The organism is Labrys sp. 22185, from assembly GCF_052045555.1.
GTDB classification, from domain to species: Bacteria; Pseudomonadota; Alphaproteobacteria; order Rhizobiales; family Labraceae; genus Labrys; species Labrys neptuniae.
This window is the reverse complement of record NZ_JBQEPH010000018.1, coordinates 18734-44878: the sequence shown is the minus strand read 5'-3', so window position 1 is coordinate 44878 and position 26145 is coordinate 18734. Positions and strand designations below refer to the sequence as shown.

The following is a 26145-nucleotide window of genomic DNA, read 5'->3' as shown; positions in this document are numbered from 1 at the left end:
CAGGATCCGATGAAGGGGGGCCGAAGAGCGGACGGGAAGGTCTGCTCTCGCGGCAGGCGCGTCAGAACGGCACGCTCGAGGGCAGGACGGCGTGGCTGTCACGCGATTCGGCCGCGGGAGTCGCCTGGCTGCGCAGCCGGTCGAGCTCGTTGCGATGGCGTTCCGCCTCGACCTGGGCAACCCGTGCGGCACGGCGAAAACGGCTCTGCTTCAGCCAGACCGTGATACCGCCGATCAGCATGCCGATGACCAGGACCCCGAACAGAATCAGGAACATCGGCAGATGCAGCGTGCTGGCTTCAGCCCCCGGTGCGCTGGGGTCGTAGGAGAGCGCGACGCCTTCGGCGATCCACTGCTTGTTTGCGATGGCAAACGCCGCCATCACGATCAAGGCCAGGACCAGGATGAAATAGTAGAATAGGCGCTTCATGGCCTGCCCCGCTCCGGCATGATCGCAAAAGCCTCCTGCGATTTCCCGGCATCGCCAGGAATCACGAAGACGCATCCAAACAGAGAGTTAGAGCAAACGAGCATTCTCGCCAAGGCGCGCTTTGCTCTCGGTCAGGCCGTCGACTTGTTCAGCCGCAGCCGCATGTCCTTGCCGGTCTTGAAGAACGGCACGAATTTCTCGTCCACCGGCACATGCGCGCCGGTGCGAGGATTACGACCGATACGAGCGGGACGCGACTTGACCGAAAAGGCTCCGAAGCCACGCAGCTCGACGCGATCGCCCTTGGCCATCGCATTGACGATCTCGTCGAGGATGGCATTGACGATGTTCTCGATGTCGCGCTGATAGAGGTGCGGATTGGCTTCCGCAATCTTCAGAACCAGTTCGGATTTGATCATTTTCGTTCCCGTCAGTCGCCGGTCTTGTGAAGTTATGTTCGCTCGACGCGAATCGCGTCCAAGCTTCCCTTACAGCATGATGCGGATCGAACCCAAAAGCTCCCCCGCCCTTCGTCCTGGCTAGACACCCTACGCTGGTCCGGACAGACCGTGAGACACGAGTGGCTCAAGGGTGCCAAACCGAAACAAGCCCGTCAAGCGCAGCCGGAGGCGTTTCAGGCGCGGAGCGGATGGCATCGCCCAGGCTGGCGAGGCCGACACTGTCGGCAAGCCAGGCCAGGCCCGTGCGCGCAAAGGGGAAGGAGGAAGTGGTGGAAGGCTTGTCCCAATCCTCGACCGGCAGCGCCTTCATGCCCGGCTTGTCCTTACCGAGCCAGGCAATCGCCGTGGCCTCGTCACCCATCTCGTCGACGAGCTTGAGATCGAGCGCCTGCTTGCCGGTGAAGACGCGCCCGTCGGAGACAGCGGCAAGGCCGGCATCATCGAAGTTGCGACGGTCCTTCACCAGGTTCTTGAACCAGCCATAGGTGTCGTTGACCACCGAGGCGAGGGCGGCCCGTGCCTCGGGGCTGGTCGGGGTGAATCCGTCCGGCGCCGCCTTGAGCGGGGACGACTTCACCGCTTCGACGCTGACGCCGATGCTGTCGAGCAGCTTGGAGACATTGGGGTATTGCACCAGCACGCCGATCGAGCCGACCAGGGAGGAACGCCGGGCCACGATATGGTCGGTGCCGACGGCAGCCATATAGGCGGCGGACGCCCCCAGCCCATCGATGAAGGCCACGGTCGGCTTGCTGGCCGAGAGCTTGCGCAGGCCGTCATAGAGTGCCTCGCCGCCGGAGGTCGTGCCGCCGGGCGAATTGATGCGCACGATCACGGCCTGGGCCTGCGACTGGGCGATCTGATCGAACAGCTTGAGGTTGGCGGTCTGGTCGCCGACGAAGCCGTCGAGTTTGATGCGGGCGATATGCGGGCTGCGATGCTGCAGGGCACTTGTGCCTGCAATGGCGAGATAGGCCACCACCAATGCAATGGCCAGGAACAGGAACGCCAGCACGCGCCAGACGGAGAGCTTGCGGCGCAGGACACGCCTGTCGACCAGGAGATCGGTCTCTAGGGACATGGAGGTATACCCTTGGGGAAATCGGCCCGAAACCTAGCCGAGCGACGAGGCCGCGGCAAGGCGAGCAATTGGGAAGCGGGACTTCGGACCCGCCTGGCACGACAGTTGCGTTTGTCCAAAGGGAAAGGGATTTGGAGTGAAGATGGCAACTGCAGTGCTGGGATCACGACGCCCGTTGGAAGGTCGGGCGGGTCCAAAGACCCGCCCCCAAACCAGCTACACCAGCATCACGAATTTGAGGTCGGGACGCGTCGTCGGATTGAGGGTGATCTGCTGGAATTCGAGCGCGCCGAGCACGGGATGATTGAATCGCCGAAGCCCGCCTTCACGACCGATCACGCTGTGGATCGGCCAGGCTTGCGCAAAAAAGGGGCTTCGCGCCGCCAGGCTGCCGACCAGGGCCTGCATCGCCTCCTCCTCGATATGATGGCCATAGTCGATGCGGAACTCGGCGATCACCCGCCGGGCCCGTCCTTCCCAATCCTCGATCAGGTTCCGGGCCGCAGGACTGAGGAAGATGTAGGCGAGGAGATTGCGGTCATGGTCGCCATCGAGCCAACCGGTGAAGAGTTCGGCCGCGCGTGCGTTCCAGCCGAGTGCGTTCCACAGATGATCGAGCAGATAAGCGGGGCCGGCAATCGTCTCGAGGGCGGCGAGCAGCGCCGGCGAGGCCGCCGGCTCAGCCTCGGCGCTGGCCTGCGGATCGCGCTTGCCGGCGAGATCGAAGAGATAGGCCCGCTCGGCGGGTGAGAAATTCAGGACATTGGCGAGCCGGCCCAAGGCGTGGGCCGAGAGCGAAATATCCCGTCCCTGCTCCAACCAGGTGTACCATGTGGTCGAAAGCCCGGCGAGCTGGGCGACTTCCTCGCGCCGCAGGCCCGGCGTGCGCCGTCGCGCCCCGCCCTGCAGGCCGAAGAGATCGGGGGTGAGCCGGGCGCGCTGGGACCGCAGGAATTCGCCGAGCTGCTGGCGGCGTGCCTGATCCGACTCCGTTGTCATGGCAACTTTCATACCAGGATAAAAAAGGATCTGGTACCAGTGTAAATCAGAACCTAGAGACGTTCCAGTGTGTTCCGGTCCACGATGTTCCAGTCGATAGAGCATTGCCCGGAAATCACTGAAACACCACCTTGTCATGCCCGGGCTTGACCCGGGCATCCAGAGGCCCGCCCTCGACATCCGGAGCAGGAACCGGATTGCCGGGTCAAGCCCGGCAATGACAAAGGTCGAGCCAATTCGATTCGTTTATCGACGGAAGAACCCCAAGGAGGAGAGAGTCATGGCCCGATCGGCCACCCTGGAAAATCTGGTCAGCAGCCAATTCGGCTCGCAGGCCGCCGCCTATGTCGCCAGTCCCGTCCATGCCAGGGGGGAAGATCTCAGGCTGGTGGCCGACGAGATTGCTGCCACCCGTCCCGAACGCGTGCTGGATCTGGGCTGCGGCGGCGGCCATGTCAGCTTCGCGGCCGCCCCGGTCGCCACCGAGGTCATCGCCTACGACCTCTCCTCGGAAATGCTGGCGGCGGTCGCCGAGGAAGCCGCCAAGCGCGGCTTTGCCAACATCGCCACCCACCAGGGTACGGTCGAGCAGCTGCCCTTCGCCGACGCCAGCTTCGACATGGTGCTGAGCCGCTATTCGGCCCATCACTGGGGTGACGTGCCGGCTGCCTTGCGCGAAGCCTTCCGCGTGTTGAAGCCGGGCGGCAGGCTGGTGATGGCCGATGCCGTCGCGCCGGTACGCACCGTCTGCGATACCTTCCTGCAAGCGTTCGAGATGCTGCGCGATCCTTCCCATGTGCGCGACTACTCGATCCGGGAATGGCAGGCCATGCTCGCCACCGCCGGCTTCACGGTGCGGGCGACCACGCCCGGGCACCAGCCCCTGGAGTTTTCCTCCTGGATCGCCCGCATGCGTACCCCGCCGGTCTTCGTCGAGGCCATCCGTGCCCTGCAGGCGGCGATGTCGGAGGAAGTGCGCCAGCACTTTGCCATTGAGGCCGACGGTTCCTTCGTCCTCGACAATGCGGTCTTCGTGGCGCAGCGCTAGGCTTTCCGCCCTGTCAGCCAGTGCTCGCCCGCCCCCTGCGGTATCGGTTCCCATCGATGAGGGGCCGATACCGCAGGTCTTCATCGGAACATCGTTCCTAAAAACCCACCTCCCCCGTCATCGCAGGAAGCTGTAAACTGCGCGGGACGGCCGTGCGCATCGTCGGCCCGGGGGAGGGATGCCATGGCCTTGCTGACCGGCGGCTGCGAATGCGGGGCGATCCGCTATGAGGCGCGGGAGGCGCCCTTCGATGCCGGCTGGTGCCATTGCCGCATCTGCCAGCGTATTTCCGGCGCGCCCGCTCAGCCCTGGGCGCTGTTTGCCGCCGGGGCCTTCGCCTATGTGAAAGGCGATCCGCGCGTCTATCATTCCTCCAGCTTCGGGGAACGGCATTTTTGCGGCGATTGCGGTGCCTCGCTCGGCTTCCGGCTCCGCGAAAATCCGACCGAGATCAGCATCAATGCCGGCGCGCTCGACGATCCCTCGCTGGCGGCGCCGCGCAAGCATATCTGGACACGTAGCCAGGTTTCCTGGTTCGCCACGGCGGACGACCTGCCGACATTCCTGGAATACGAGCCGGAAAAGGACGGCTAGAGGCACGATTGCGCCGTTACTTGCCGGCTGCGCCATTGCCGCGCCCCCCTCTCCTGTGATATTGCGGCGCAAAATCCGACAGACGATCCTCTTTTTGACGCGGCCCGATGCCATCGGCTCAAGCGTTTTGCGATTTGGTGGAACGTCGGGAATCGTGCAGTCGCTTTAGCCAAACCATCGGATTGGCTTGGAAACAACGAGTTGGGGCAGAAGAGCGTTCCGTCTAGACGCACTTGGCCACAGCCCAGGAACCCGGTTTAACCTATGCAACTTCGCAATATCGCCATCATCGCCCACGTCGACCATGGCAAGACCACGCTGGTCGACCAGCTGCTGCGGCAGTCCGGCGCCTTCCGCGACAACCAGCGCGTGGCCGAGCGCGTGATGGATTCGAACGATCTCGAAAAGGAACGCGGCATCACCATCCTGGCCAAGGCCACCTCGGTGGTGTGGAAGGATACCCGCATCAACATCGTCGACACCCCCGGCCACGCCGATTTCGGCGGCGAGGTCGAGCGCATCCTCAATATGGTCGATGGCGCCATCGTGCTGGTCGACGCCGCCGAAGGACCGATGCCCCAGACCAAGTTCGTGGTGGCAAAGGCCCTCAAGATCGGCCTCAAGCCGATCGTCGCCATCAACAAGGTCGACAAGCCCGACGCCCGCACCACCGAGGTGATCAACGAGGTGTTCGACCTGTTCGCCGCCCTCGACGCCACTGACGAACAGCTCGACTTCCCCATCCTCTACGGTTCGGGCAAGCAGGGCTGGATGGGCAATTCGCCGGACGCCGACCAGAGCGCCGGCATGGCTCCGCTGTTCGACCTGGTGCTCAAGCATGTCGCCCAGCCCACCGTCGAGCCCGGCCCCTTCCGCATGCTCGCCACCATTCTGGAAGCCAATCCCTATCTCGGCCGTGTGCTCACCGGCCGCATCTCCTCGGGCACGCTGAAGCCGAACATGGCGATCAAGGCGATGTCGCGTGATGGCAAGGTGATCGAGCAGGGGCGCGTCTCCAAGGTGCTCGCCTTCCGCGGCATCGAGCGCCAGCCGGTCGAGGAAGCCGAGGCGGGCGACATCGTCGCCATTGCCGGCCTGACCCAGGGCACCGTGGCCGATACCTTCTGCGCGCTCGAAGTCACCGAGCCGTTGCAGGCCCAGCCGATCGACCCGCCGACCGTGTCGATGACCTTCACCGTCAACGATTCCCCGCTCGCCGGCACCGAGGGCGACAAGGTCACCAGCCGCGTCATCCGCGACCGCCTGCTCAAGGAAGCCGAGGGCAATGTCGCGCTGAAGATCGAGGAATCGGCCGACAAGGACTCGTTCATCGTCTCCGGCCGCGGCGAACTCCAGCTCGCCATTCTGATCGAGGTGATGCGCCGCGAGGGCTTCGAGCTCGGCGTCTCCCGTCCGCGCGTCGTCTTCCAGAAGGACGAGACCACCGGCGAGACCCTGGAGCCGATCGAGGAAGTGGTGATCGACGTCGACGAGGAGTTCTCCGGCGCCGTGGTGCAGAAGATGTCGGAGCGCAAGGCCGAGATGATCGAGATGCGCCCCTCCGGCGGTAACCGCCAGCGCCTGGTCTTCCACGCCCCGACCCGCGGCCTGATCGGCTACCAGAACGAGCTGCTCACCGACACCAAGGGCACCGCTGTGCTCAACCGCCTGTTCCATGCCTACGCCCCCTTCAAGGGCGAGGTGGCCGGCCGCCGCAACGGCGTCCTGATCTCCACCGATGCCGGCGAGGCCGTGGCCTATGCGCTGTGGAACCTGGAAGATCGCGGCCCGATGATGATCGAGCCCGGCTGGAAGGTCTATCAGGGCATGATCGTGGGCGAGCATACCCGCGAGAACGACCTGGAAGTGAACGTGCTCAAGGGCAAGAAGCTCTCCAACGTCCGCGCCGCCGGCAAGGACGAGGCCGTGCGCCTGACGCCGCCGATCCGCATGACGCTGGAAAAGTCGATCGCCTGGATCCAGGACGACGAGCTCCTGGAAGTCACGCCGAAGTCGATCCGCCTGCGCAAGGCCATCCTCGATCCCAACGAGCGCAAGAAGGCCGATCGTGCCAAGGATGCGGCTGCGTAAGAGCCGACGAACGAATTCTGAAAGGGCCGGTCTCAGCACCGGCCCTTTTTGTTTGCGAAGATGGGTTTTGGAGCGCGGACATCTTGTCCGCTCTTGGAAACGCTGTATCTGCAGGAGAGAAAGAGGCGAACATCGCGACATGCAAGCATGTCGCTGAGATGTCCGCGCTCCAAAAAAACCGCCGGCCTGGCGGCCGGCGGGTGCAATGAGGTCTCTCGCGGATCAAGTTCGTGCCGCGTCAACGGCATGGGACGAAGCTCACAGCTCCTTTTGTCGAGATTGTGGCCAGCTTCGCTGATTATCCCCGCTATTCACAATCTCACGCAACCGGCGTCCAGATCACCTGGTCGATGCGGGATGCGCCCGTCGCCAGCATGGCGAGCCGGTCGAAGCCCAGCGCGATGCCGCTGGCCTGCGGCATGATGGCGAGAGCCGCCAGGAAATCCTCGTCGATCGGATAGCGTTCGCCATAGACGCGCTCCTTCTCGTCCATCTCCGCCTGGAAGCGGCGGCGCTGCTCGTCGGGGTCGGTCAGCTCGCCGAAGGCATTGGCGAGTTCCACGCCGCAGGCATAGAGCTCGAAGCGCTCTGATACGCGCGGATCATCGGCGGTACGGCGGGCGAGCGCCGCTTCCACGCTCGGATAATCGTGGAGGATGGTGGCTCGTCCCTGGCCGAGATGGGGTTCGATCTTCTGCACCAGCACGCCGGAGTAGATGTCGGACCAGGTATCGTCGGCAGCAACCCGCAAGCCCGCCCGAACAGCGGCGTCGGCCAAGGCGTCGCGATCGCTGCCGCCGTCCCGATCGAGCGTCGCCAGGAGATCGATGCCGGCAAAGCGCTCGAAGGCCTCGGCGACGCCGAGCCTCTCGGGTTCGGCGAAGGGGTCCGTCTCCACGCCGCGATAGCGGAAGCGCTTGAGGCCACCGGTTTCGGCGGCCAGCGCCAGCAGGCGGGCACAATCATCCATCAGTTTTTGATAGGGCTCGCCGCTGCGATACCATTCCAGCATGGTGAATTCGGGCGAATGGGTGCCCGTGCGTTCGCGATTGCGGAAGACCTTGGCGAAGGTGAACAGGCGCTCTTCTCCCGCCGCCAGCAGCTTCTTGCAGGCGAATTCCGGCGAGGTGTGCAGATAGAACCGGCGTACCGAAAGATCGGCATCGATCAGGTCGGTGGCGAAGGCATGCAGATGCGCCTCATTGCCGGGCGAGACCTGCAGGATTGACGTGTCGACCTCGGTGAAATCTTCAGCCGTGAAGAAGCCGCGCAGCGCCGTCATCAGCCGGTTGCGCCCGATCAGGAAAGGCCGGCGATCCTGATGGGCCGATGGCTGCCACCAGGGGGTGGGGACGGAAGGCATGGCAGATTCTCCGTGAATACGAGCACCACTCCCCTTTGGGGAGAGTGGAACCGCAGATCTTCGCCTGCGAACTGACCCGAGGCTCAATAGAAAAGGCACGACTTGCCTTCTCCACGAAGTGGGGACGGTGTCATTTCGAAGAAATGACGGATGGGGTGTGGAGAGCAATGCACCGACGGTGACAAGATTGCACGACCGTTGTGCAGGCCTTGAAAACATATAGCGTTGCCCGCCACACCCCATCCGACCCGGCTTTGCCGGGCCACCTTCCCCACTTCGTGGAGAAGGCAAGTGGCGCCTTACTTTGCCAAGCCTCGCCCCTACGCCAGCCGCGGCAAAACCGCAATCCGGGTTATGATGTCGGCTCAAACCTGATTCGAGCATGATATCGCTGTTTCGACGCAATCCGACGCCCCAACCCGAGCAGATCACCGTCAGGATCGGGGCGACGACCTATCCGGTCGCCGTCCGGCGGCTGGTTTCGGCGCGCCGTTATACGCTCAGGGTGCGCACGGCCCAGCGCGACATCGTGCTCTCCATGCCGGCGCGCGGCAGCCTGACCACCGCCAAGGCCTTCGCCGACAAGCATGCCGGCTGGATCGCCCTCAAGCTTGCCAAGCTCGCCCAGGATGTCAGCTTCGCCGGTGGCGCCATGGTGCCCTTCCGCGATGTGCCGCACCGCATCGAGCATCGCGAGGGGCGCGGCACGGTGAAAATCGAGGCTGGCTCCCCGCCTGTCCTCGTCGTGCATGGCGATGTCCAGCATCTGCCGCGCCGCCTGACCGACTGGCTGAAGAAGCAGGCCCTGCGCGAATTGCAGGCCATCGTCGTGCGCCATACCGCGGCGCTCGGCGTCAAGCACGGCCCGATCAGCGTCAAGGACACCACCAGCCGCTGGGGTTCCTGCTCCTCGACGGGGGCGCTCGCCTTCTCCTGGCGCCTGATCCTGGCGCCGCCCTTCGTGCTCGACTATCTCGCGGCGCACGAGGTCTCGCATCTGAAGGAAATGAACCACTCGCCCCGCTTCTGGCGCCTGTGCCACCAGCTCTGCCCCCGTACCGAGGAAGCCCGGGCCTGGCTGAAGTCACATGGGGCGGGGCTGCATCGCTACGGGTGAGCGGAAATGACGACTGCCCTCGACATCCTCGATCGCTTCGAACGTCTTGGCTGGAAGGGCAATGACCCGATGAGCCAAATGCTGGAATTGCGCCGGGAACAGCCCACGATATTGGGTGAACTGGTCACTCTATTCCTGGATCGCGCCCTGCCGACGAACACCTTCATCGATGCGGCACTCGACTTGATGGATGACGACACCTATTCCCAGCTCGTCGGCCACGCTTGGCAGCGGGTTCGGCAGGGCGAAAGGTCGAGAGCCCTGATCGAGATCCTGGAAGGAGCCGCCCTGCAGCTTCCAAGCCTGTTCCACGATGATTGGGAACTGGTTCTCCAACTATCGGCCGAAGGCCAAGTAAAGTTTCATCAGCCCTTCCTCCAAGCCTGCCGTGAGCTCGACGAGGAGACTGCCCTGGATTGGTGCCGGCACTTCGAAGGCCTTGTGTCTCTGGCCGAGAGGGATCGCGACAGAGCAATCGCGATCCTGATGTCGCGGCACGAGCCGTCGGCGCGGAAGGCGTTGAGCCTGTTGAGCACCGATCCGGACGACGACGTACAGGACCTGTTGCTGGTAGCCGGCTACGCCCTGGATGATGGTGTGCTACGCAGCCTGCATAACGAAGCCCCGCATCACATCCGCTTCGATTCGCGACAATGGCGACTGATGCAGGCCCAGCAGCCTGAGTGGATACGTGAGATCCGGGACAATCAAGCCAGTTGGCAGCCAGCAGCGACAAACGGCTCTGCCGTTGTCATGGGCGGTGTTGCCGCTCATCCCTGCGGCCTCTGCCACCAGCCCTTGCATCGGTTGCTCCGGATTGCCGAACCTCGAAACTTGGGCATCGCCTGCGAGACGGATTTGGAGCTCGCGACTTGCCTGTCCTGCGAGACCTGGGAGGAGGATATTCTTTTCTTCCGACATGACCGCGATGGCCGGCCCAGTCCGCATCCTTCGCAACAGCGGAAGGAAGCTCAGACCTCTAGATTTCCGGCGGAACCTTTGCTGGAGGCAGAGGCTCACCTCTTTGCTGCGCCGCGGCGCTGGGAACGACAAGATTGGGGTGCATCGAACAATCGTCAAAACCTGTCGCGCGTCGGCGGTGCGCCAAGTTGGGTGCAGACGCCCTCCTATCCGGACTGCCCAGATTGCGAAAAGCCAATGCCCTTCATTGCGCAATTCGACTCAGGCCTGCCTCAGTCTGACGAGAGCGAGTGGCTTTGGGGCAGCGGCGGCTGCAGCTACGCTTTCTGGTGTCCCGATTGCCGCATCAGTGCGCATTTCTGGCAGTGCACCTGAAGCAACCCATCGCTACGGGCGGGCAAGAGCCCGTCACGCGAGATAGAACACCCGCTTCAGCGGCACCTGTACCGGGGAACTGTCCGGATTGGTCGCCATGATGTCGCCCATGAAGGCCCACCAGCGCTTCATCACCGCTTCGTCGGGCAGGCGGTCGAGCTTGTGGTCGTCGCTACGGGTGAGGATGGCGAAGAGGTGGTGGTCCTCCGGGTCGAGCCAGATCGTGTAGTCGGAGATGCCGACCTCCTTGAGCAGCGCCACCAGTTCGGGAAAGATCTCGTCATGGCGCCTTTCATATTCGGCAGCCTGGCCGGGATGGAGATTCATGCGAAAGGCGATGCGGTCCGGCATGAGAGATGTCCTCGAAGCGTTTGGTGCGAACTCGGAAGCCTGATCAGCGCTTGGCAGCCGCCTCGGCGCCGATGACGTCCTGTGCCTGGCCGGACGTATCGCGTACATGTTCGAGATGCCGGCGATAGGCGGCCGTGGCCGCAGCGCCGTCGCGGGCCATCACGGCCTCGGCGATTTGGACATGCTGGGCGACGCTGATCTCGATGACGCCGGGCAGGGCGCTGGCGACGCGGCGCACGTCGAGCCCGACATCGTAGAGCCCCTCGGCCATCGCAGCGAGCAGGCGGCTGCCGCCGCCGCCATAGAGGGCGCGGTGGAACTCGATGTCGAGCAGGCGGAAAGCGACCGGATCCTCATGGAAGGCGCGGCCGTCGACGGCCAACTCGAGGATGCGCGCCCGCGTCGCCTCGTCCGCCCGTTCGGCGCAGAGCCGCACCAGTTCGAGCTCGACCACCACCCGCGCCTCGAAATGCTCGCGCACGTCGTAGTCGGCGAAGGACAGCATGGTGGAGAATGGCGCCACCAGGCGGCTCGGCGACAGGTCGGTGACGCTGTAGCGGCCGCCCTGGCGGCTTTCGAGCACGCCCATCAGGGTCAGCGCCTTGAGCGCTTCGCGCAAGGGCGGGCGCGAAATGCCGAAGGCGATGCCCATCTGCTGCTCGGTCGGCAGGCGGTCGCCGGAGCGAAGATTGCCCGACTTGATCATGCCCATGATACGGTTGGCGACCTGCTCGGCGATCGGGCGCCGCTCCAGCGCGCCGCCGCCGAACGGCTCGGACAAGGCCTCGCCGGCATCCAGGGCGGCCAGATCGCTGAAATCGGGGTCTTTGATCAGCTTGCTCACAGCAGTGCCTTACTGCCTCACAGGTCGAGGCGGTAGAAGGAATTGGCGTTATCCCGGTAGAACTTGCGCAGGTGCTCTTCAGAAAAGCCCGCCATGGCGCGATCGAGCGTCTCGACCCAGCGCGTCATGCTGGTGGCCTGCAGGCAGATCGGCCAGTCCATGGCAAAGATCGTGCGGTCGATGCCGAAGCTCTCGAAGGTGGCGTCGATGTAGGGCCTGAGGTCCGCATCGGTCCAGCTCGCGAGGTCGGCCTCCACCGGCAGGTCGGAGAGCTTGATGAAGAGGTTGGGGCAGCGCGCCAGCTCGTTCACGTCGTCGCGATACTGCGCGATGGCGCCTTCCTTGATGCCGGGCTTGCCGCAATGGTCGAGGATCATCGGCACATGCGGGATGCGCTTCACGAAGTCCCGCACGATATCCATCTGGTGATGATGGACGTTGATCTCGAAATGATAGCCGAATTTCTCGAGGAGATTGACGCCCTCGATGAAGCCATCGGACAGGGTTAGGGCGCGCGGATCGGCGTCGAACTCGACGATGCGGCGGATGCCGCGCACCGCGGGGTGCTTCTCCTTCATCTCGGCCAGGATCGGCTCGGCCCGGCTTCCACATTCCAGCGGCGCCATCGGCACGATCGCCCGGATGCCGGGATCGCGCCGGGCCTCCTCCTCGACGAAGCGGATCTCGTCGAGATATTGGCCGCCACCCTCCCAGAAATCGGCATAGCATTCGAGGAAGACCATGGCCTCGACCTCGACGTCGCCAAGGTCGCGCCGGTAGTCCTCGACGTGATAACTCTTGGAAAAGAGCGGGCTGCCTTCGAAGGCCGAATATCTCAGCTTCGAATGGTCCCAGACGTGAAGATGCGTGTCGATGACGGGAAAATCGGGCATGGCATCCTCAGCGCAAAGTGCGTTCAAGCTGAACGCAACTATTCTCGATGTCCGATGTCGCGCCGCCCCTCACCGTACCTCTCCCCGTAAGAACGGGGCGAGGGAGCACGGGCGTTGCGATCGATCCACGAACCTCTCATCTCGCCCGACCCTTGGGCGAGATGAGAGGTTTTAGTCATAGGCTCGACGTCAAAGTCTCCTCGCCCCGTTCTTACGGGGAGAGGTACGGTGAGGGGCTGCGCCACGGTGCGTCAGCCTGACATCGCAGCCATTCTCCGCCAGCCAGTAAAAACTTGTCAAACTAATTTTTGTCTGACAACTTAGCCGCAAATGCGGCCGGGCTGCCCGGAACCGCCAATCCAGAAATGCCCGGGAGTGCCGCAATGCCCAAGGAATTCGAGCGCCGCCGCGTCGGCCAGACAGCGATGACCGTGCCGACCTTCGGCTATGGCGCGGCGCATCTGGGCGAGCTCTACAGCCTGGTGACGGAGGCCGATGCCAGCGCCACCATCGACGCTGCCTGGGATGCGGGCGTGCGCCTGTTCGACACCGCGCCCTGGTATGGCCTCGGCCTCTCCGAACATCGCCTCGGCTATGGCCTCCGGCACCGGCCGCGCAACGAATACCAGCTCGTCACCAAGGTCGGGCGCATCCTCGAACGCCCCTTCGACCCCGCGATCTTCAAATCGGAGATGTGGCTCGGCGGCCTGCCCTTCCAGCACCGCTACGACTACACCTATGACGGCGTGATGCGCTCCTATGAGCAGTCGATGATGCGGCTCGGCCTCAACACCATCGACGCCCTGGTCATCCACGACCTCGACGCTGCCTATCAGGGCCCGGATTTCGGCTACCGCAAGAAAGACCTGGTCTATTCCGGCATCAAGGCCCTGGAGGAATTGAAGCGGCGCGGCGAGATCAAGGCCATTGGCATGGGCATCAACACCGCCGACGCCCTGGAGACGGTGGCGCCCCTGGTCGATCTCGACTTCGTGCTGGTGGCGATGCCCTACACCCTGATCGACCAAGGGTGCCTCCATACCGGCATGGCCGAATGCGTGAAGCGACAGGTCAGCGTCGTCATCGGCTCGCCCTTCGCCTCGGGCATCCTGGTCACCGGCTCGGGCGGCAGCGCCAACTACAATTACAGCAAGGCGCCGGAGGCCGTGCAGGCCAAGGTGCGCGGCATCGAGGCTGTGTGCAAGGCGCATGGCGTGGCCCTGCCGGCGGCGGCGCTGCAATTCGTGCTCGCCCATCCTGCCGTAGTCTCGGAAATTCCGGGCGCGGTGAAGCCGAGCGAGATCACGGAGAATGTCGCCTCCCATCACGCCCCGATCCCGGCCGGATTCTGGTCCGACCTGAAGACGGAAGGGCTGATCGACAAGGACGCGCCCACGCCATGAACAGGGCGGGCGAGCCTGCAAGAGCGCTGCCGATCCTGATCTCGGCCCGCGGCATCTCCAAGCAGTTTGCCGGCGTGGAAGTCTTGCGCGACGTGGATCTCGACCTCCATGCCGGCGAGATCCACGCTTTGCTCGGCGAGAACGGTGCCGGCAAATCGACCTTCGCCAAGATCATTGCCGGCGTCCACCGCCCCAGCCGTGGCTCGCTCGCCCTCAACGGCACGCCCGTGGAGGTGACGACACCGCTGATCGCCCAGAAGCTCGGCATCACCCTGATCCACCAGGAGCCGATCTCCTTTCCCGATCTCTCGGTGGCTGAAAACCTCGTGCTCGGCCGCCATGAAGGCCCGGCGCTCGGGCGGGTGCGCTGGGGCGAACTCCGGCGCGAGGCTGACAGCCTGATGGCCCGGCTCGGCATCGCCATCGATATCGGCAAGCCGATGCGCGGCCTCTCGATTGCCGACCAGCAGATGGTGGAAATCGCCCGGGCGCTGGCCAGCGACAGCCGGCTGATTATCATGGACGAGCCCACGGCCCCGCTGACGCCCAAGGAAGTCGAAACCCTGTTCGGCATCGCCCGTCAGCTTCGCCAGGAAGGCCGCACCATCATCTTCATCAGCCACCGGCTCGAGGAAGTGCGGGCGCTGTGCGACCGCGTCACCATCTTCCGGGACGGCAGCAGGATTGCCACCGAGGAAACCGCCAGCCTCTCCGACGCCGACATCATCCGCCTGATGATCGGGCGGGAGGTGAAAGGCTATATTCCCCAGCACAAGTCGCAGATCGGCGCGGTGGCGCTGGCGGTTCGCAGCCTGAGCCTGCCCGGCAAGTTCGAGGACATCAGCTTCGAGGTGCGCAAGGGCGAGATCGTCGGCCTTGGCGGCCTGGTCGGCGCCGGCCGTACCGATGTCGCGCGCGCTCTGTTCGGCGTGGCTCCCGCCGCCAGCGGCAGCATCGAGGTCAACGGCAAGACCGTCGCCATCCGCGAGCCGGCGGATGCGGTGGCGCAAGGCCTCGCCTTCGTGCCGGAGGACCGGGCCGTCGCCGGCATCTTCCGCAGCCTGCCGGTCGAGCAGAACATCACCGCCGCCGTGCCCGGCAAGGTGGCCCCCGGCGGCGTCATTCGTCGTGCCCTCGAACGCTCGATCGCCCGCGAACAGGTGCGCAAATTGCGCATCCGCCTCGCCAGCCTGCGCCAACCCATCGGAGAACTCTCCGGCGGCAACCAGCAGAAGGCCATCCTGGCACGCTGGCTGCTCACCGACCCTGAGATCCTCATCCTGGACGAGCCGACGCGCGGCATCGACATCGGGGTCAAGGCCGAGTTCTACGAGATGATCGGCGAGCTGGCCGCTTCGGGTCGCGCCGTACTGCTGATTTCCTCCGAACTGCCGGAACTGCTGGCGCTCAGCGACCGCGTGCTGGTGATGTCGGAAGGGCGCCTCACTGCCAATCTTCTCCGCGGCGAGGCCAGCGAGGAAAGCGTGATGCACGCCGCCGTGCCGCGCCGCAAGTCGAACCCGGATGGACGGGCCGCCGCATGAGCATCGCGAGCCTCCTGCGCCGGCGCGAGGCCGGCATCGTGGTGATGATCGCGCTCTTCGCCCTCATCGTCGGCCTGATCCAGCCGCGCTTCCTCTCCGCAGAGACGCTGCGCATCGTGCTGCTGGCCGTGCCCCTGATCATGGTGGCGGCGATGGGCGAGATGATGGTGCTGGTCGCCCGCCATGTCGACCTTTCCATCGGCTCGATCCTCGGCTTTTCCGCCATCGTGGCCGGCATGCTCTGGCGCGACCATCCGGAGCTGCCTGTCATGGTCGGTGTCGTCGCCGCGATCGCGGTGGGCGGCGCGCTGGGCCTCATCAACGGGCTGGTGGTCACCCTCTTTAGGCTGCCCTCCATCATCGTGACGCTCGGCACGCTCAGCCTCTATCGCGGCCTGATCTTCTTCATCTCCGATGCCCGCCAGGTCGATCCGCAATATATCCCGCGCGGCCTGATCGAGCTCAGCCAGACCTCACTTGTCTTCGGCATTCCCTGGATCATCCTGATCGCCTTCGCCGTTGCGCTCGCCACCTACCTCTTCCTCGGCCATTCCAGGCTCGGGCGCCAGATCTATGCCATCGGCTCCAATCCGGTGGCGGCGCCGCTGCGCGGCATCCGCGCCGCGCCGATCACCGTGCTGGTCTTCGTACTCTCCGGGGGCCTCGCCGGGCTTGCGGGCGTGATGTACGCCTCGCGCTTCGGCTATGTGAATCCCGGCATCACCGGCGTCGGCTTCGAATTCACGGTGATCGCGCCCGTGGTCATCGGCGGGGTCTCGATCAATGGCGGCTCCGGCTCGGTCGCCGGCACCGTGCTCGGCGTGCTCCTGCTCGGCGCCGTCAGCGTGGCGCTGCCGATCCTCGGCGTCTCCGGCTTCTGGCAGCAGGCGATCTACGGGGCGGTGATCCTCGCGGCCCTGGTGATCGACCGCAGCGTCCGGCAGGGCGGCCTCAAGGGCCTGCTGGCGAGGGATGCGGCATGACCAGCACCGACACACATTTTACCCTCCCCTGGAGGGGGAGGGTCGAGGCAAAGCCTCGGGGTGGGGTGTCTTCTTCAAAAGAGCACCTCGCCTTATCGCCAAGTAAGAGCCCCTTCACCCCACCCCGGCCTTTCAGGCCGACCCTCCCCCTCCAGGGGAGGGTAAGGAACCCGCGCCCCGGCCGGCAAAGGGGGCACCCATGAGCCAGACCCCCGCCACCGCCGTCTCCCCGCAGGACGCCGCCAAGCCGCTGCCGCTCTGGCGTACGGTGCTGGTGCGGCCGGAGACCATGACCCTGGTGCTGCTGGCTGCCGCCATCGTCATCGCCTGCCTGCTGTCGCCCTTCTTCGCCTCGCTGACCTTCATCCTGGAAAGCGCCACCTACTATGCCGAGTTCTCGATCATCGCTTTGGTGCTGACCCTGGTGATCATTGCTGGCGAGATCGACCTGTCTCCCGCCTCCACCATGGCGCTGACCGCCTGCCTGTTCGGCACAGTGTTCCAGGCCGGCCTGCCGATCGGCTGGGCGATCGCGGCGAGCCTCGCCGCCGGCCTTGTGATGGGCGCCTTCAACGGTTTCATGGTGCTGTGGCTGCGCCTGCCTTCGCTGATGGTCACCATCGGCACGCTGATCATGTATCGCGGCCTCGCCCAGGTGCTGGCGGGCGACAAATCCATCGGCAAGTTCCCGGCCTGGTTCGTCGGCATCGACTATCGTACCCTTTTCGGCGTGCCGGTGCCGGTGCTGATCTTCATCGCCGCCTCGCTGGTCCTGGCCTTCGTGCTCGGCGCCACCATCCTTGGCCGGCAGATCTACCAGATCGGCACCAGCGAGATCGCCGCCCGCCATGCCGGCATCAAGGTCCGGCGCATCAAGTTCGCTTTGTTCCTGGCGATGGGCCTCACCAGCGCCCTCTGCGGCCTGCTTGCGGCCTCGCGGCTGGCCTCGGTGCGCTACGATCTCGCCACCGGCGGCGAGCTGCAGATGGTGCTGATCGTCATGCTCGGCGGCACCTACATCTTCGGCGGGCGCGGCACCATCGCCGGCACCTTCATCGCCTCCTGGCTCCTGGTGATCATCGCCACCGGCATGACGGTCGCCAACATCCCGGTGACCTACCAACTCACGGTGATGGGGCTCCTGCTCATCGTCTCCATCATCGCAACCAATACGATCTACGCCCGCAACCAGAGATAGCCGGCTCAGAACGGCCTTAGACCATCATCAGGAGGGAACCATGCTGAGGAAAACGCTTCTACTCGGACTGTCGCTCGGGCTCGCGTTGACTGCCGCCGTCGGCGCGCAGGCGGCCGACAAGGTCTCGATCGTCTATATTCCCAAGAACACCGGCAATCCCTATTTCGATTCGCTGGTAAAGGGTTTCCAGGACGGCTGCGCCAAGGTCGGCTGCGACTTCGACATGCAGGCCCCGGCGACCGCCGAAGCCACTTCGCAGATCCCCTTCATCACCGCGCAGACCCAGCGCGGCGTCGGCGTGATCGCCATCTCCCCCAACAGCCCCGATGCCCTCAACCAGGTGCTCGACCGCGCCCGCTCGCGCGGCATCCTGGTGCTCGCGGTCAATGGCGACCTCGTCGGCAATCTCGACCACCGCGATGCCGGCATCCTGCCCGTCGACTTCACCAAGACCGGGCCGAGCCAGGTCGAGCTCCTGGGCTCGCAGATCAATTACGAGGGCGAAATCGCCATCCTCTCCGCCACCACCGACGCACCCGACCAGAACACCTGGATCGCGGCGATGAAGGACAGCCTCGCCAGCAATGCCAAATATGCCAAGATGAAGCTGGTGGCCGTGGCCTATGGCGACGACGATCCGCAGAAATCCACCACCGAGATGGAAGCGCTGATCCAGAAATACCCCAACCTCAAGGGCGTGATCTCGCCGACCACCGTCGGCGTCGCCGCAGCGGCGCAGGTGCTGCAGACCCAGGGCAAGGCCAAGCAGATCACGCTCACCGGCCTCGGCACGCCCAACCAGATGCGCCCCTTCATCAAGGACGGCACGCTCAAGGCCTTCCAGCTCTGGAGCCCCTACAATGAAGGCCTGCTCACCTCCTATTTCGCCGTGGGCGTGAAGAACGGCACCATCAAGAACGAGCCCGGCACCAAGTTCGAGGTTCCGGGTCTCGGGCAGATCACTATTGGGGCCGATCACATCATCAACACCCAGGCCGAGCTGACGACCTTCGACGCCGGCAATATCGACCAGTTCAACTTCTAGTACCGAACCGGCGCGGAAAGTCTCCCGCGCCGGCCTTTCCTTACCTCAGTTTCCCTGGACTTTCCCATGAACAGCTACGATTTCGCAGGACAGGCCGCCATCGTCACCGGAGGTGGCCAGGGCATCGGGCTGACGGTCGCCGAACGCATTTTGGCCGGCGGCGGCAACGTCTCGATCTGGGATCGGGACGCTTCCCTGCTGCAGGCCCTGGAGGCCAAATATGGCCGCAACGGCAAGGTCCAGGCCCTCAATGTCGACATCGGCGACCTTGCCTCGGTGGAGGCCGGTGTTACGCAGACCCTGGCGCGCTTCGGCCAGATCGACGTCCTCATCAACAATGCCGCGATCGTCGGCCCCAATGCCAATACCTGGGAATACCCGCCCGAGGCCTTCGCCGAGGTGGTGCATATCGGCCTGGTCGGCACCTTCCATGTCTGCCACGCCGTGGTGCCGCACATGATCGCCCGCAATTACGGGCGCATCGTCAATCTGAGCTCGGTTGCCGGCAAGGAAGGCAATCCCGGCGCCCCCGCCTATTCCGCCACCAAGGCCGGCGTGCTGGCGCTGACCAAGTCGCTCGGCAAGGAACTCGCCAAATACGACATCTCGGTCAATGCGGTGACGCCGGCCGTGGCCAAGACCACGATGGCGATGAGCCAGGATCCCGAATTCCTGAAGATGATCCTCTCCAAGATCCCGCGCGGGCGCATGCTGGAACTCGCCGAGGCAGCCGCCATGATCTGCTGGCTGGCCACCAGGGAGAATTCCTTCACCACGGGCGCGGTGTTCGATCTTTCCGGCGGCCGGGCGACCTATTGATACCAAAGCTCGGGAATGTCGATGCATCCGAGTCTTCGAAATAGCTTTTGGTATGAAGGACATCCGGCAGAGAGATAATCGCTCACGGTCGCGCTGCCCCTCACCTTACCTCTCCCCGTAAGAACGGGGCGAGGAGGCACAGGCGTTGCGACTGGCCCTCGGTCCATTCATCTCGCCCAACGGTTGAGCGAGATGGTGCGGTCTCGGCATGAAACGCGACGTCAAAGTCCCCTCGCCCCGTTCTTACGGGGAGAGGTAAGGTGAGGGGCCGCACGACCTAAAAGGAGGAGAGGTGAGCAATGCCCCGTGACAGCCTCGGGCGATCACCACTCGAAGGCGTCGGTGGTCTCGCGCTTGCCCACCACCATGGCGTCGGCGACCAGGTGGAAGGGCGCGGCATCCACCGCGCTCTCGCCACGATCGAGCAGGCCGGCGAAGCGGGCATAGATGCCTTCATATTCAACCATCGGCTCGGCCACGGTCAGGTTGCCGTTGACGGCGAGCTTGGAGCCGCCATCGATCAGGGTGAGCCGGGTGCCGTCCTCGACGACGATCTCGATCGTCCAGGTCTGGTCGCCGGTCTGGCGCCAGTCGAACTCGGCCGTCAGGGCCGCGCCGGGCAGGGCGGCATCGGAAGCGAAGGTCAGTCTGGCCGCAATCGGCGTATCGCGATTGGCGGGATAGGTCAGCGTCGCGGCCGTGACGAAGAAGGGTTCCGGTGCGATCTCGGTGAGTATCGACAGCGCGTTGATGCCCGGATCGAACACGCCGAAGCCGCCGGGCTGCCAGATCCATTCCTGGCCCGGATGCCAGCGCCGCACATCTTCCTTCCAGGTGATGGCGAGGGAAGCGATCTTGCGGCCGGCCAGGCGCTTCTTCGCTTCCTCGACCCCGGCATTGTATTGCGAGTGCCAAGTGGCGAACAGCACGCAGCGCCGGGCTGCGGCCTGGCGCACCAGGTCGGCCAATTCGCTGACGGTGGGCGCCGGCGGTTTTTCCAAGAGCACGTTCATGCCGGCATTGAGCGCCTCCAGCGCCACCTGGTGGCGCACCGAAGGCGGCGTGCAGATCGCCACGGCGTCGAGATCCGGCATCGCCGCATAGAGTTCGGCCGGCGTGCGGAAGGTCGGCACGCCCGCCTGCTCGACGCCGCGCTGGCTGACCAGGGCGGCCAGCCGGAAGGCCGGGTTCTTGGCGATCACAGGCAGATGCTGGTCGACCGCGATCTTGCCGACGCCGATGATGGCGATGGAATGCTGGCTCATGAAGGCCGCCTCTATTTGTCAGTCAATTCGAGGCGTGCGTAGCAGCAAATCGGGGGCGCGGGAAGAGACTCCCGCGCTCGCACGTCACATCCGTTCGGGAACCGCGATGCCGAGCAGCCACAGCCCCTTGGCCAGCACGGCACGAGCAAGGCCACACAAAGCGAGGCGGGAGGCACGCTCGGCCTCGGTATCGGCGGCCAGCACCGGGCAATCGGTGTAGAAGCGGCTGAAGGCCTGTGCCACCGAAAACACATAGTCGGCGACCTCGTTCGGCGCATTGTTGCGTCCGGCGGAAGCGACCACTTCGGGCAGCCTGGCGCATTCGAGCACCAAGGCGCGCTCGGCCGGAGCCGTCACCTGCAGGGCGCCGGCCTGATAACCCTTGGCCTCGGCATTGGCGAGGATGGAGCCGATGCGCACGCAGGCATATTGCACGTAGGGCCCGGTCTTGCCTTCGAAGGAGACCATGCGGTCCGCATCGTAGATATAGCCCGAGATGCGGTAGGAGGAGAGATCGGCGAACTTGACCGCGGCGAGACCCACCAGCTTGGCGAGTTCGATGCGATCGAGCGTCGGATCGTCGTTGACCAGACGCTCTCCTGCCTTCTCGATCGCCTCGCCGAGCAGGTCCTTGAGCTGCGCCACACCGCCCTCGCGGGTCTTGTAGGGCTTGCCGTCGGCGCCGTTCACCGTGCCGAAGCCGGCATGGATCAACTCGACGCCCGGCGCGAGCTCCGCCCGTTCGGCCGCCTTGAAGACCTGGCGGAAATGCAGTTCCTGGCGCTGGTCGACGACATAGACGATGCGCTTGGGATCCTGGTCGCGCACCCGTGCCACAATGGTGGCGAGATCGGTGGTGGCGTAGAGGGCGGCACCGTCCTTCTTCTGCAGCAAGAGCGGGGGCATCGGCTTGTTGTCGCCGGGGGTGGCGACGTCGACGATCAGGGCGCCGTCGCTTTCCACCGCCACGCCCTTGGCGCGCATGTCGGCGATCATGCCGGGGATCAGCGGCTGCACGTCGCTTTCGCCGAGGAACAGGTCGAAATGGGTATCGAGAAGATCGATGTCGACGCGCTGGGCGGTCAGCGAGATGTCGCGCAGCTTCTGCCAGATCGCGGTGGCGTCAGGATCGCCGGCCTGCAAGGCAGCGGTGGCGGCACGGGCGAGTTCCATGCGGGCGGGATCGGCCTTGCAGGCCGCCGCAGCCTCGGGATAGAGGCGCTGCAGGTCGTCCATGGTCAGGTCCGGCGCTTCGCCCGGGCCGAGGTCGGGCCAGCGCAGCCGGATCTCGGAGATCAGCTGGCCCATCTGCAGGCCCCAATCGCCGAGATGGATGTCGGAAACCGTGTTGAGGCCCTGGGCGGCATTGATGCGCCGCAGGCTCTCGCCGATCACCAAGGCGCGCAGATGGCCGACATGCAGCGGCTTGGCGACGTTCGGGCCGCCATAGTCGAGCACAACCGTATCGGCCGGCAACTGCACGATGCCGAGATCGGGCGAGGCGGCCTGGGCCACAGCGCATTCGGAGAGGAAGGCATCGGACAGGCGCAGATTGAGGAAGCCGGGGCCGGCCACCGAGACTTCCTTGAAGGCCGGCAGGCCCTGGAGCTTTTCGGCGATCTCGGCCGCCAACTCGCGCGGATTGCGCTTGAGGCTCTTGGCGAGCGGCATGGCGCCATTGCACTGCAGGTCCGCGAGCTCGGGCAGCGTGGAGCGGGTGGCTCGGGCGGTCTCGGTCGGCAATCCACAGGCTGAAAAGGCATTCGCCAACATCTCATCGACGAGGCGGTTCAAAGAGGCAGACATGCGGACGCTTCCTATCAAATCGGTCAGCGTTCGCAGTAAGCACCTTGGCGCGCGGAGGCAAGCGTCAGGCGGGCATTCGGGGCGGATTTTGCGATTTCAGCCGCTCGAAAGGGCGAATTTCAAGGAATGGGACTGGCAGTCAGCGTCGTCATCGGCACCGGACGGGCTGCCACAATTCAAGGCCGGAACGCGCCTTCGCGCTCCGGCCGCAGGAGAAGAGCCATGCTCTCGGCGGTCGGTTTCAGCCGCGTCCCCCGGCGACCTTCTTGAGCGGGATTTCGGGTTCCACCGCATCTTCCCCGAGATGGGTGAGGTCCGGGATCTCGCGCAGATTGTCCGGCGCGGCCAGCGGGTCGATCAGATCCTCGATGCAGGGCGGTGTCGGCACCAATGTGAACTCGGCCGTATTTTCCTGCAGCACCAGTTGGCGTGCAAGGTCCCAATGGAACAATTCGCGCCCCTCCGGCTGTCCGTCCAAGACCCACAATTCATGGGCCTTGTCGCGGATCTTCTGTTCTATCTCATTGCTCATCAATGTCTCTCCCGGTCTGGGTTATGGCAAGTAACGCCCATGGCCTAGAGTCTGTCTGGCCTTGTCAGGCTCAAACCTGAATCTACCGCGACCGGCGGCTTCCGGTCCCCGCGGACGAACTCGAAACACCTATCGTCCAGGTGCCCGGAACAAGCCGGGCGCGGCGAGCATCGCGCGATGGCACATAGCCTCAACCCGCCATGATCCCGGCGGTTCCCCGCCACGATCAATTTCCTTCCCCTCAATGGAGCAACCTTCGGAAGGCGGATGCGTGCCCTCGTTAAGATAGGGCGAGGAAGCCAGATTTCAACCAAAATCGGCATCTCAAAGCGCTTTGATAACCCTCATCTCTTATTGAACGACGAGAGACCGGGTGCATGGGCATGGCAGGTCAAGAGTATGATGGCAGCGTCCACGGCACGCCGAACGGTCGAAAACAGGCCGTGCCATCGAGCCCGGAACCTTCCATCCTGCAGGGGCGTTCTTCAGAGCCGACGCGTTCACGACCGGACGCTGGCTCTAGAGGCTGTTATGGACCACGGATTGGCGAGTGTGTCTTTGTGATCCTTGATACGTCCGTCCAATCACAAGACGCCTCAGGCATCCGTGTTAGGATGCAGATGGGAATACAGCCCTGACAGGGCGGTGATCTTGGTGGGTACAATGGAGTTTCGACGCCATCTCGTCCTCAACCTCGACGACCACGTGGTCGAGCGGCGCGCCAAGACCGAGGCCCTTGGCCGGGCAAGCGAAATCGACGTGATCGAAGCAGGCTCGGGCTTCGATGCCCTCGTCCTGGTTCGCGAGCGACGGCCGACCCTGGTGCTGCTCGAGGAGAGGCTGCCCGACATGAGCGGCCACGATCTTTGCCGCATCATCAAGCAGGATTATCCCGATACCCTGGTGCTGCAGACCTCGGCATCCTTCGTTTCGGGCGACAATCGCATGCGGGCGCTGGAAGCCGGTGCCGATTCCTGCCTCGCCCAGCCCTGGGAACCGGTCGAACTCGTCGCCTCCGTCCGCGCCTTGCTGCGCATCCGAGCAGCCGAAACGGCCCTGCGCGAGAGCGAGGCCAACTTCCGCACCCTGGCGGACAATATCCCGATCCTGTGCTGGATGGCCGCCGCGCATGGCGGCATCTACTGGTATAATCAGCGCTGGTATGACTATACGGGTTCATCGCTCGAGCAGATGCAGGGATGGGGCTGGCGTTCGGTGCATGACCGCAGGCAGCTGCCCGATATCATCGCGCATTGGCGGGAATCGCTCGAACAGGGCAGCGCTTTCGAGATGGTCTTCCCGCTCCGCGGCAGGGACGGCATCTTCCGCCCTTTCCTTACCCGCGTCGCCCCGGTCCGAGACGATACCGGCCGGATCCTGCGCTGGTTCGGCACCAATACCGACATTTCCAGGCAGAGAGAGGCGGAGGCCAGGCTCCGCGAACTCAACGAGACGCTGGAGCAGCGGGTCCAGACCGCCATAGCCGCCCGGGCCACGGCCGAGAACAGCCTGCATCAGTTGCAGAAGGTCGAGGCTCTCGGGCAGCTCACCGGCGGCATCGCCCATGACTTCAACAACATGCTCGCCGTGGTCATCGGCGGCCTCACTTTGCTCAAGCGCAAGCTGGAGCGCGGCCAGACCAATGTCGGACGCTATATCGACGGCGCCCTCGACGGCGCCGAGCGCGCCGCCGCACTGACCAAGCGGCTGCTCGCCTTCTCCCGCCAGCAGCCGCTGACGGTGGAAGCCGTGTCGCCCAACGCCATGATCGCCGACATGGCCGACCTGCTGTCGCGCACGCTGGGCGAGCATATCCACATCACCACCATCCTGGCGCCGGACGGCTGGGCGGTGGAGACCGACAGGAGCCAGCTAGAAAACGCCCTGCTCAACATGTCGGTGAACGCGCGTGACGCCATGCCCGACGGTGGCGAACTCACCATCGAAACCAGCAATGCCATACTGGGCCGCAGCCAAGCCGAGGAATTCGGCATCGCCTCCGGTCCCTATCTCAGCGTGGCGGTGATCGATACCGGCATCGGCATGTCGGAAGACGTGGCTGCCCGCGCCTTCGACCCCTTCTTCACCACCAAGGGCGTGGGCAAGGGCACCGGCATGGGCCTCAGCCAAGTCTTCGGCTTCGTGCGTCAGACCGGTGGCCATGTCACCATCGCATCGACGCCGGGACAGGGCACCACGATCAGGCTCTATTTGCCACGCTCGGAGGCTGCCGAGGCTCAGCGCCCCCTGTGGGACGGGCTTCCCACCACCTTCCATGGTCATCCCGGCGAGACCGTGCTGGTTGTGGAGGATGAGGACAGGGTGCGCTCCATGGCGGTGGAGGCCTTGCGCGGGCTCGGCTACACCATTCTCGAGGCCGCATCCCCGAGCGAGGCCCTCGGTTTCGTCGCAGCCGGCCGGCCCATCACCTTGCTGTTCACCGACATCGTCATGCCCGGGATGAACGGCGGCGAACTCGCCAGCCGCGCCCGGGCCCATTCCCCCGGCATCAAGGTGTTGTTCACCACCGGCTACGCGCCGGACGACAATGGGCGGGTCGAGATATCAGGCCTCGATACCAGGCCACTCTACAAACCCTACTCGATCGACCAGCTCTCACGCCGCATCCGGGCGGCAATCGACGGATGAGGCCGGCCGTTCAAGCTCCATCAAACGGAATGGGGGAGGAACACGCGTTCCTCCCCCATTCCGTCCTACTTGCTACGAAACCGGCTCAATCCCGGGGCAGGGACCGCCTGTTGCGCCGCGCGACGACCTTGACGCGAGCCGGCTGGCGCATCGACGCTACCGCGAGGGTGCAGAGCCCCGTGGCCAATAAGGTCGAAAGAACCGCAAGCAGAGTGTTTATCATGTTCTATACCCCTGATACTCGGCCAAACGTCCGATCATGCTGAATTGTTAACGCGCCGGGGGGCGCAAAGTTCAGTTACAATTTCCTAACAATCCTGCACCGATCGACCA

Annotated in this window: 23 protein-coding genes; 12 read left to right on the top strand and 11 right to left on the bottom strand. The window is 64.6% G+C overall.

The window, feature by feature from the left end; translation table 11 throughout:
• Positions 1-61: 61 nt before the first annotated feature.
• From ACTJKX_RS26655 to ACTJKX_RS26640, 4 genes are all read right to left on the bottom strand, one after another.
• Positions 62-430, bottom strand: coding sequence for a LapA family protein (locus tag ACTJKX_RS26655; RefSeq protein ID WP_311939881.1), 369 nt, complete (start codon positions 428-430; stop codon positions 62-64).
• 131 nt (positions 431-561) lie between these two features.
• On the bottom strand, positions 562-849 hold the full coding sequence (ihfB, locus tag ACTJKX_RS26650; protein WP_311939883.1) for an integration host factor subunit beta: 288 nt from the start codon (positions 847-849) through the stop codon (positions 562-564).
• Between the two features lie 166 nt (positions 850-1015).
• Complete coding sequence (sppA, locus tag ACTJKX_RS26645) at positions 1016-1972, bottom strand: signal peptide peptidase SppA (RefSeq protein WP_311939884.1); 957 nt, start codon at positions 1970-1972, stop codon at positions 1016-1018.
• A 216-nt stretch (positions 1973-2188) separates the two neighbouring features.
• Positions 2189-2971, bottom strand: coding sequence for a helix-turn-helix transcriptional regulator (locus ACTJKX_RS26640; RefSeq protein WP_311939886.1), 783 nt, complete (start codon positions 2969-2971; stop codon positions 2189-2191).
• Between the two features lie 136 nt (positions 2972-3107).
• Here ACTJKX_RS26640 and ACTJKX_RS26635 point away from each other — a divergent pair, with 136 nt between their 5' ends.
• From ACTJKX_RS26635 to typA, 3 genes are all read left to right on the top strand, one after another.
• A complete protein-coding gene (locus tag ACTJKX_RS26635) occupies positions 3108-4019 on the top strand; it encodes a class I SAM-dependent methyltransferase (RefSeq protein WP_440727066.1) in 912 nt (303 codons plus the stop codon).
• Positions 4020-4202: 183 nt separating this feature from the next.
• Complete coding sequence (locus tag ACTJKX_RS26630; RefSeq protein WP_440727065.1) at positions 4203-4613, top strand: GFA family protein; 411 nt, start codon at positions 4203-4205, stop codon at positions 4611-4613.
• 264 nt (positions 4614-4877) lie between these two features.
• A complete protein-coding gene (gene typA / locus ACTJKX_RS26625; protein WP_367623656.1) occupies positions 4878-6704 on the top strand; it encodes a translational GTPase TypA in 1827 nt (608 codons plus the stop codon).
• A 319-nt stretch (positions 6705-7023) separates the two neighbouring features.
• On the opposite strand, the gene epmA is transcribed toward typA, so the two are convergent.
• Positions 7024-8067 (bottom strand): EF-P lysine aminoacylase EpmA, encoded by a 1044-nt coding sequence (epmA, locus tag ACTJKX_RS26620; protein WP_440727064.1) that lies wholly within the window; start codon positions 8065-8067, stop codon positions 7024-7026.
• A 382-nt stretch (positions 8068-8449) separates the two neighbouring features.
• Here epmA and ACTJKX_RS26615 point away from each other — a divergent pair, with 382 nt between their 5' ends.
• Together ACTJKX_RS26615 and ACTJKX_RS26610 are read left to right on the top strand one after the other, a co-directional pair.
• A complete protein-coding gene (locus ACTJKX_RS26615) occupies positions 8450-9184 on the top strand; it encodes a M48 family metallopeptidase (RefSeq protein ID WP_440727063.1) in 735 nt (244 codons plus the stop codon).
• A 6-nt stretch (positions 9185-9190) separates the two neighbouring features.
• Positions 9191-10480, top strand: coding sequence for a hypothetical protein (locus tag ACTJKX_RS26610; protein ID WP_440727062.1), 1290 nt, complete (start codon positions 9191-9193; stop codon positions 10478-10480).
• 33 nt (positions 10481-10513) lie between these two features.
• On the opposite strand, the gene rhaM is transcribed toward ACTJKX_RS26610, so the two are convergent.
• The 3 genes from rhaM to ACTJKX_RS26595 are packed head-to-tail and all read right to left on the bottom strand — an operon-like array spanning position 10514 to position 12568.
• Positions 10514-10831 (bottom strand): L-rhamnose mutarotase, encoded by a 318-nt coding sequence (rhaM, locus tag ACTJKX_RS26605; RefSeq protein WP_440727061.1) that lies wholly within the window; start codon positions 10829-10831, stop codon positions 10514-10516.
• 43 nt (positions 10832-10874) lie between these two features.
• Entirely contained in the window at positions 10875-11675 is an 801-nt protein-coding gene (locus ACTJKX_RS26600) for a FadR/GntR family transcriptional regulator (protein WP_311939901.1), read from the bottom strand.
• A 17-nt stretch (positions 11676-11692) separates the two neighbouring features.
• Positions 11693-12568, bottom strand: coding sequence for an amidohydrolase family protein (locus ACTJKX_RS26595; RefSeq protein ID WP_440727060.1), 876 nt, complete (start codon positions 12566-12568; stop codon positions 11693-11695).
• 383 nt (positions 12569-12951) lie between these two features.
• Here ACTJKX_RS26595 and ACTJKX_RS26590 point away from each other — a divergent pair, with 383 nt between their 5' ends.
• From ACTJKX_RS26590 to ACTJKX_RS26565, 6 genes are all read left to right on the top strand, one after another.
• The gene (locus ACTJKX_RS26590; RefSeq protein ID WP_440727059.1) at positions 12952-13971 is read left to right on the top strand and encodes an aldo/keto reductase; all 1020 of its coding nucleotides are present in this window, start codon (positions 12952-12954) and stop codon (positions 13969-13971) included.
• Entirely contained in the window at positions 13968-15515 is a 1548-nt protein-coding gene (locus tag ACTJKX_RS26585) for a sugar ABC transporter ATP-binding protein (protein ID WP_440727058.1), read from the top strand. Before ACTJKX_RS26590 ends, ACTJKX_RS26585 begins: the two co-directional genes overlap by 4 nt.
• Positions 15512-16498 carry an ABC transporter permease gene (locus ACTJKX_RS26580; RefSeq protein ID WP_440727057.1) on the top strand — a complete coding sequence of 329 codons (987 nt, stop codon included), beginning with the start codon at positions 15512-15514 and terminating at the stop codon, positions 16496-16498. The genes ACTJKX_RS26585 and ACTJKX_RS26580 overlap by 4 nt, the downstream gene beginning before the upstream one ends.
• Positions 16499-16697: 199 nt before the next feature.
• On the top strand, positions 16698-17696 hold the full coding sequence (locus ACTJKX_RS26575) for an ABC transporter permease (RefSeq protein ID WP_440727056.1): 999 nt from the start codon (positions 16698-16700) through the stop codon (positions 17694-17696).
• Positions 17697-17736: 40 nt separating this feature from the next.
• The gene (locus ACTJKX_RS26570; RefSeq protein WP_440727055.1) at positions 17737-18741 is read left to right on the top strand and encodes a substrate-binding domain-containing protein; all 1005 of its coding nucleotides are present in this window, start codon (positions 17737-17739) and stop codon (positions 18739-18741) included.
• Positions 18742-18807: 66 nt separating this feature from the next.
• A complete protein-coding gene (locus tag ACTJKX_RS26565; protein WP_440727054.1) occupies positions 18808-19560 on the top strand; it encodes an SDR family NAD(P)-dependent oxidoreductase in 753 nt (250 codons plus the stop codon).
• A gap of 323 nt (positions 19561-19883) precedes the next feature.
• Here the strand turns inward: ACTJKX_RS26565 and ACTJKX_RS26560 are convergent, their stop codons facing one another.
• From ACTJKX_RS26560 to ACTJKX_RS26550, 3 genes are all read right to left on the bottom strand, one after another.
• On the bottom strand, positions 19884-20825 hold the full coding sequence (locus tag ACTJKX_RS26560) for a Gfo/Idh/MocA family protein (protein ID WP_440727053.1): 942 nt from the start codon (positions 20823-20825) through the stop codon (positions 19884-19886).
• Between the two features lie 84 nt (positions 20826-20909).
• Entirely contained in the window at positions 20910-22631 is a 1722-nt protein-coding gene (gene argS, locus ACTJKX_RS26555; protein ID WP_440727052.1) for an arginine--tRNA ligase, read from the bottom strand.
• A gap of 241 nt (positions 22632-22872) precedes the next feature.
• Positions 22873-23163, bottom strand: coding sequence for a DUF2934 domain-containing protein (locus ACTJKX_RS26550; protein ID WP_311934220.1), 291 nt, complete (start codon positions 23161-23163; stop codon positions 22873-22875).
• A 663-nt stretch (positions 23164-23826) separates the two neighbouring features.
• Between ACTJKX_RS26550 and ACTJKX_RS26545 the strand changes: the two genes are divergently transcribed.
• Positions 23827-25812, top strand: a complete 1986-nt coding sequence (locus ACTJKX_RS26545) for a response regulator (RefSeq protein WP_440727051.1) — start codon at positions 23827-23829, stop codon at positions 25810-25812.
• The last annotated feature ends 333 nt before the right edge of the window (positions 25813-26145 follow it).

Excerpts from the sequence above, each read along its gene's own strand:
- ACTJKX_RS26655 (WP_311939881.1), bottom strand. The coding sequence starts at position 430 with ATGAAGCGCCTATTCTACTATTTCATCCTGGTCCTGGCCTTGATCGTG.
- ihfB (WP_311939883.1), bottom strand. The coding sequence starts at position 849 with ATGATCAAATCCGAACTGGTTCTGAAGATTGCGGAAGCCAATCCGCAC.
- sppA (WP_311939884.1), bottom strand. The coding sequence starts at position 1,972 with ATGTCCCTAGAGACCGATCTCCTGGTCGACAGGCGTGTCCTGCGCCGC.
- ACTJKX_RS26640 (WP_311939886.1), bottom strand. The coding sequence starts at position 2,971 with ATGACAACGGAGTCGGATCAGGCACGCCGCCAGCAGCTCGGCGAATTC.
- ACTJKX_RS26635 (WP_440727066.1), top strand. The coding sequence starts at position 3,108 with ATGCCCGGGCTTGACCCGGGCATCCAGAGGCCCGCCCTCGACATCCGG.
- ACTJKX_RS26630 (WP_440727065.1), top strand. The coding sequence starts at position 4,203 with ATGGCCTTGCTGACCGGCGGCTGCGAATGCGGGGCGATCCGCTATGAG.
- typA (WP_367623656.1), top strand. The coding sequence starts at position 4,878 with ATGCAACTTCGCAATATCGCCATCATCGCCCACGTCGACCATGGCAAG.
- epmA (WP_440727064.1), bottom strand. The coding sequence starts at position 8,067 with ATGCCTTCCGTCCCCACCCCCTGGTGGCAGCCATCGGCCCATCAGGAT.
- ACTJKX_RS26615 (WP_440727063.1), top strand. The coding sequence starts at position 8,450 with ATGATATCGCTGTTTCGACGCAATCCGACGCCCCAACCCGAGCAGATC.
- ACTJKX_RS26610 (WP_440727062.1), top strand. The coding sequence starts at position 9,191 with ATGACGACTGCCCTCGACATCCTCGATCGCTTCGAACGTCTTGGCTGG.
- rhaM (WP_440727061.1), bottom strand. The coding sequence starts at position 10,831 with ATGCCGGACCGCATCGCCTTTCGCATGAATCTCCATCCCGGCCAGGCT.
- ACTJKX_RS26595 (WP_440727060.1), bottom strand. The coding sequence starts at position 12,568 with ATGCCCGATTTTCCCGTCATCGACACGCATCTTCACGTCTGGGACCAT.
- ACTJKX_RS26590 (WP_440727059.1), top strand. The coding sequence starts at position 12,952 with ATGCCCAAGGAATTCGAGCGCCGCCGCGTCGGCCAGACAGCGATGACC.
- ACTJKX_RS26585 (WP_440727058.1), top strand. The coding sequence starts at position 13,968 with ATGAACAGGGCGGGCGAGCCTGCAAGAGCGCTGCCGATCCTGATCTCG.
- ACTJKX_RS26580 (WP_440727057.1), top strand. The coding sequence starts at position 15,512 with ATGAGCATCGCGAGCCTCCTGCGCCGGCGCGAGGCCGGCATCGTGGTG.
- ACTJKX_RS26575 (WP_440727056.1), top strand. The coding sequence starts at position 16,698 with ATGAGCCAGACCCCCGCCACCGCCGTCTCCCCGCAGGACGCCGCCAAG.
- ACTJKX_RS26570 (WP_440727055.1), top strand. The coding sequence starts at position 17,737 with ATGCTGAGGAAAACGCTTCTACTCGGACTGTCGCTCGGGCTCGCGTTG.
- ACTJKX_RS26565 (WP_440727054.1), top strand. The coding sequence starts at position 18,808 with ATGAACAGCTACGATTTCGCAGGACAGGCCGCCATCGTCACCGGAGGT.
- ACTJKX_RS26560 (WP_440727053.1), bottom strand. The coding sequence starts at position 20,825 with ATGAGCCAGCATTCCATCGCCATCATCGGCGTCGGCAAGATCGCGGTC.
- argS (WP_440727052.1), bottom strand. The coding sequence starts at position 22,631 with ATGTCTGCCTCTTTGAACCGCCTCGTCGATGAGATGTTGGCGAATGCC.
- ACTJKX_RS26550 (WP_311934220.1), bottom strand. The coding sequence starts at position 23,163 with ATGAGCAATGAGATAGAACAGAAGATCCGCGACAAGGCCCATGAATTG.
- ACTJKX_RS26545 (WP_440727051.1), top strand. The coding sequence starts at position 23,827 with ATGGAGTTTCGACGCCATCTCGTCCTCAACCTCGACGACCACGTGGTC.